Here is a 5,717-nt window from a genome sequence, read left to right as displayed (position 1 = left end):
TCCGCCAGGCCAGCCTCGCGGGCCAGGGCCTCCAGGTAGACCAGGTAGGCAGCGCGGGTCTTGGCCATGCGCGCGTCGTCCTGCCTGAGGTAGTAGGCGCGGCTGGGCAGGCCCAGGCCGGCCTGCTGCATCTGCAGGCGGTTGATGCCGGGCTGCTTGACGTCGGCGTCGATGTCAAGGCGGACAAGGCCGGCGACCTGTCCGACGCGAGTCCCCAGCCAGGCCGCGAATTGCTCGCGGCTGGCGATCGCGTCGATGCTGTCCAGCAGCGGCTTCAGCGGCGCCATGCCGCCCTTGTCGATGGCCGCGGTGTCGAGGTGTGTGGCGTAGTAGTCGACGATCTTCCGCGCGGCCGAACCGGCCGCGGGCTTGCTCGCGGCTAGGGCTTCGACGACTTCACGAACGCGCCGGTCGGACAGATCGGCCAGTTCGATGAAGCTGCCGTAGTTGGACTTGTCGGCCGGGATCTCGGTCGTCGCCAACCAGTAGCCATTGGCGGCACGGAACAGGTCGTCCTGCGGGCGCACTGCACGGTCGAAGCCGGCCAAGTCAAGGCCGGAACGGGGCTCGGCAGCCAGGGCGGCGGTGCCCAGCAGCAGCATCAGGGACAGGGTGGACAGGCGAAAGACGTTCATCGCGGCATGAGGGCTTAAAGACGGCCCGCAGCCTAGGCGAGAACGCCAAGGAACACCCCCTGCCAAATGGGATGGGTCCGGACGGGCGCCCCCGAACGAGGGGGCCGGCCGCCCTGACTTTCGGCGCCGTGGGGCGGCGGCCGACAGTGGGCGGCTGACGCCAGGCGCGTTCAGGTTCCCGTTGAACTGGCAATCCTTGTCATGGTGGCGCGCCTTGGCGAGCTGGTATCAACCACCTGTGGCTGCCTGCGCCGGCTGCAGCGGCTGGCCGTTGACCAAGCGGCGCACGAACTCGAAGGTGGCCTGCTGCAGGAATTCCCGGTTGCCCTTGTTCGTGAAGCTATGCCCCTCGTCCTCGGCCGTCAGGAACCACACCGGCGTCCCGGCCGCACGCACCGCCTGCACCATGGCCTGCGCCTCGCTGTAGGGCACGCGGGGATCGTTGCGGCCGTGCACGACAAACAGTGGCTTCTTCACCGCCGACGCATGCGTCAGTGGCGAGATCTGCTGCAAGAAGGCCCGCATCTCGGGGTCGCGCTCGTCGCCGTACTCGGCGCGCCGGTTGTCGCGCCGGTAGCTCTCGGTGTTTTCCAGGAAGGACACGAAGTTGGCAATGCCCACGCGGCAAATGCTGCCAACGATGCGGGCGGACTCGCGCACGGCCACGGCCAGCGACATGTAGCCGCCATAGCTGCCACCGGCCACGACCACCTTGGCGGCATCCATGTCGGCGCGTCCGCCGATCAGATCCAGCAGAGCCGAGATGTCACGCACCGAGTCCTCGCGCTGGCGGCCATTGTCCAGGTTCACGAATCGCCTACCGAAGCCTTCGGAGCCGCGCACGTTGGGCAGGATCACGTGCATGCCCAACTCATTGACAAGCTGGTACAGCCCCTTGGCCAGGTAGCCGGGCCGCGACTGCGAGGCCGGCCCGCCGTGGATGCTGACGTAGACGGGCCGTGGCCCCTTGAAGCGGGCCGGTGGCGCGATGTGCAGGCCACTGATCTCCAGGCCGTCAAAGCTCTTCCAGCGCAGCGTCGTGTACTCGGTGGGCTCGCGAGCTTCATCTGCATCGGCTTCCGCCCAGACTTGCATCGCCGCCTTGGACTTGTCGTAGACGTAGATGCGGCCCGGGCTGCTGGCTGATGCATGGCCGAAGGCCAGCAGTGGCAGCGTCGGATGCCAGCGCGGATTGCTGATGACGCCACTGGCCAGCGAGCCGTCGATGCGCTGAGGCACCGAGCCGCCGGGCTGCCACAGCCGCAGCACCGACACCCCGGCCTCGTTGTGCACAAGCGCCAGCGGCCGGTCCGTCCCGCGCGGCACGGCCAGCGCCTCGAGGTCGGCCGGGAAGTCGGTCAGCAGCGCGTCACGGCGGCCGCTGTCGACGTCCAGGCGTTGCAAGTGGCGGAAATCGCCCTGTGCGGCCTGGCGCTGCCACAGCAGATTCCCGCTGTCCTCACCGGAGTCGTCACCGTCAATGAGCAGGTCGCCGGAGTCGCCTGCCTTGACCGACGTCCCGACCGCCCGGGGCTCGGCACCGTCGAGGCCAAAGCGCAGCAGCTGGCTGCGCCCGCCTTGGCTGCGCGTCACGACGATGGCGCCGCCGGCCGTCACGCGCAGGCCCGTGAAACGGCCACCGCGCACCTCGCCGAGCTGGCGCGCCAGTGCCGGCTGGAGAGGGTCTACCCACATCAACCGCGTCACCGACACGCGCTCCCCTGCCTTGGCAACTTGGCGATCCAGCTGCTCTAGCAGAAAGACCAGCCCCGCTGGCGCCTTGCCGCGCCCGGGCAGGAACTCGAAGTCCGACACGCGCGCGTCGGCAGGCGTGATGGCCACAGGCGTGGCCAGCGCTGGGCCGGTGCCCGGCTGCAGGCGGAACAACCGGTAGGCCTCGTCACCTCCATGGTCACGGCTGAACACCAGATAGTCGCCACGCGACGGCTCCCACTGCGCGTTGTTGACCGCATCGGCCCCGGTCGTCAGCGCGCGCCGCTTGAGCTGAGGTCCATCCAGCACATGCAGCTGGGTACGCGCTCCGGAGCGCGCCAGCACCAGCATCTCCGCGCGCGTCGGATGCCATCCCACAAAGCGAGTCGCACTCGGTTCCAAGCGCGCCGCAGTCGCGTGCTCCTCGAAGGGCGGGATGCCGTCGGCGATCAGCTGTGGCCCCGGCACCATCGGCGCCGCTGCCGCCAGCGCGGGCAGCAGCAACCAACAGGCCAGCGCGCCGACGCGCCAGCGTGGCGCTGCGGCACGGTCAGAACTCATACGACCCCGACACGGACAGATAGCGGCCATAGGCATTGGCCACGCTGCTGCTGTAGCCGCTGGTGGTCTGGTTCGGGTCCAGCGGCGGGCGCTTGTCGGCCAGATTGCGCAGCGATGCGCTCAGGCGCATGCCGCGGAAGCCTTTGTAGCTGACGGAGGCGTCGACGGTGTTCCAGGCTTTGATGCGGCACAGGTCGGCATAGCCGCCGGCGGTCAGTGTGGCATCGCAACTGCTACCGTTGTAGAAGCTCTGCATGCCGCTTTGGAAGTTGTAGCTCGCCGACGTGGACCATGCGCCCAGGGTCCAATTGGCGCTGACGCTGCCTTTGTTACGCGGCATCTTGTAGAAGCCCAGCGTCTCGACAAACGCACGGCCCGCTTCCAGTTGCTCCTTGCGCGTCGCCGTGTGCGTGCCCTTGAGCGTCAGACGCAGGCGGCCGTAGTCGGCCAGAGGGATGCGGTGGCTGACTTCGTAGTCCACGCCATGGGTCTTGGACTTGGCCAGGTTGAGGTAGGGCCGGCGAACCTGATAGACGCGGCCGAGCTCGCCCGGCTCGGTGCTTTCCAGACGCATGACCGCACCGGGGAACTCCGCCTCGCGGTTCAGAATGTCCTGGGCGCTCAGGCGGTCCACCTCGCCGCGGCGCTCGATGTACCAGTAGTCCACCACCACGTCGGTCGACTTGGTGGGCTCGAACAGCACACCCACCGTGTAGGAGTCGGACTTCTCGGCCTCCAGGTTGGGGTTGGCCAGCGACACCGTGGACAAGCTCAGCGAGCAGTTGCCGTTGGAGCTATCGACGACCGGGCACAGCTTGGGATCGCGGTAACCTGAGCCGAAGGCGAACACCGACGACTTGGTGACCTGCGACAGCGATGGCGCACGGAACCCGTTGGCCCAGGTGCCGCGCACTGCGAGGCCGGAGGCAATCTTGTACTTGCCGGCCAGCTTGGCGGTGATGGCGCTGCCAAAGTCGGTGTAGCGCTCAGCACGGACGGCCGCCTGGGTTTCCAGATCCTTGACGAACGGCAGCTGCAGTTCGGCATAGGCGGCGGCCACGTTGCGCGAACCACGAGCTTCTCCGATGCCGCGGCCGATGATGTCACCCGAAGCGGTGACGGGGTCGGCACTCACTTCGAAGCCCTCGTGGCGGAACTCGCTGCCCAGGCCAAGCATGGCCGCGCCACCGGCCAAACGACCAATCTCGCGCGAGCCGCGCAAGTCGATCGAGGAGGTCTGCGACGAACCGCCGTCATTGATCTTCGGCGACAGGATGGCCAGCACCTCGGGGCTGTTGACGCCGCCGAAGATGTAGCTGCCGTCTGCCAGTACCTTGTTCAGCCCCGACAGGCTCAGGCGACCATTGAGCTGGACACTGTTCTTCTGGCGGTGCGCCAGCACGCCGCCGTCCACATCCCAGCCGGCGATGACGGTACTGGCGCTGACGACCGCGCGAAGGTTATCAGCCTGGGTCTCACGGTCGTAGGGCAGGTCGGCGAAGCGGTAACGCAGCCCCAGTACGGTAGGCGTTGTGTAGCGCGTGGTGGTGCCGCTGGAGTTGGGGAGCAGCACCGGATTGGCGGAGCTGGCCAGGCGCGTGGGGTTCTGCGGATGGTTGGCCGGCAGGGCCAAGCCACGGAACTGGATGGAGTTGCCCTTGGAGTCGCCCCAGGTGGTCAGCGACTCGGTGCGGCTGGTCGGCGAGTCCTCGTACTGGTTGCGCGTGCGCGAGGCCATCAGCTCGGCCGTGACAGTGCTGTTGGCGTTCACCGACCAACTGCCGCGCAGGAAGCCGGAGATGCGGTCCTGGCCGCCGGTGTACTGATCGAAGCGGTCGGAGTCCCACAGGCAGCGCGGCGTGCTGACGGTCGACGAGTACGGCGCCGGCGTCGGGCAGTCGGACGACAACATGCCGCGGAAGCTGCCAGAGGAACCGTTGTTGTAGGTGTAGAGGTTGCCAGGCCACGACGAGGTCGAGCTCGGCACCATGCGGTTGTAGAGCTTGGTCAGCAGCTCGCTCTGCACCAGGTCCGGCGCCTCGGCGATACCCACGCCGTCGCGCTTGAACAGCTCCACGCCGGCCATCACGTTGTAGCCGTTCCTCGCGATGTCACCGAAGCCGAACACGCCCGTCACCGTATGGGTCTTGAACAGGCCGTCGTCCACGCGCTGCTTGGCGTTGAACTCGATCAGGCGGCCTTCGTAGTCATCACGCAAGATGATGTTGACGACGCCGGCCAACGCGTCCGATCCGTACAAAGAGGAGGCGCCGGACTTCAGGATCTCGATGCGCTTGATGGCCGACATCGGGATGGAGTTGACGTTGAAGATGGTGGACTGGCCGCTGTTGACATCCACCACGGCGGCGGGCGATATGCGACGGCCGTTGATCAGCACCAGGGTAGCGGCCGAACCCATGCCGCGCATGGAGATGGATGACGTGCCGGCGGCAAACCCGTTGCCGGAGCTCAGGTCGTCCAGGCCGCCCATGCCCACGCTGGGGTCCATGCGCATCAGCTCGTCCAAGGTGGTGGCACCGCTGCGCTCGATGTCATCCCGCGTGATGACCGACACCGGGGTGGGCGTCTCCCGGTCCGTGCGCTTGATCATGCTGCCGGTGACCTCAACGCGCTCCAGCTTGGGGGCTGCATCGGTGCTCGGCATAGTGGCCTGCGCTTGCGCCTGCGTGGCGAGCGCCAGCACGGCGATGGCGATCAGATGCGGTTTTGCGTTCATGAGTACTCCAGAGAGGGAAAGACAACGAGGACAGGTCGGGCAGGCGATCACGGCTTGGGAGGCACGGCCAG

2 protein-coding genes and 1 pseudogene are annotated in these 5,717 nt (G+C 67.4%); all 3 read right to left on the bottom strand.

Annotated elements, in window-relative coordinates:
• A pseudogene (locus VGF12_RS22735) lies at window positions 1-635 on the bottom strand (M13 family metallopeptidase N-terminal domain-containing protein); the annotation flags it as partial.
• 228 nt (window positions 636-863) lie between these two features.
• Window positions 864-2,909 carry an alpha/beta hydrolase family protein gene (locus VGF12_RS22730; protein ID WP_331178325.1) on the bottom strand — a complete coding sequence of 682 codons (2,046 nt, stop codon included), beginning with the start codon at window positions 2,907-2,909 and terminating at the stop codon, window positions 864-866.
• Window positions 2,899-5,646 carry a TonB-dependent receptor gene (locus tag VGF12_RS22725; protein ID WP_331178324.1) on the bottom strand — a complete coding sequence of 916 codons (2,748 nt, stop codon included), beginning with the start codon at window positions 5,644-5,646 and terminating at the stop codon, window positions 2,899-2,901. Before VGF12_RS22725 ends, VGF12_RS22730 begins: the two co-directional genes overlap by 11 nt.
• Window positions 5,647-5,717: the final 71 nt, after the last annotated feature.

Origin of the sequence: Roseateles sp. (assembly GCF_036404855.1) — a bacterium.
Taxonomy (GTDB): domain Bacteria; phylum Pseudomonadota; class Gammaproteobacteria; order Burkholderiales; family Burkholderiaceae_C; genus Pelomonas.
The sequence above is the reverse complement of the archived record's forward strand: the minus strand, read 5'-3'. Positions and strand labels throughout refer to the sequence as shown.

What these genes read in the sequence shown, in the direction of transcription:
- VGF12_RS22725 (WP_331178324.1), bottom strand. Translation starts at nt 5,646, where the DNA reads ATGAACGCAAAACCGCATCTGATCGCCATCGCCGTGCTGGCGCTCGCC.
- VGF12_RS22730 (WP_331178325.1), bottom strand. Translation starts at nt 2,909, where the DNA reads ATGAGTTCTGACCGTGCCGCAGCGCCACGCTGGCGCGTCGGCGCGCTG.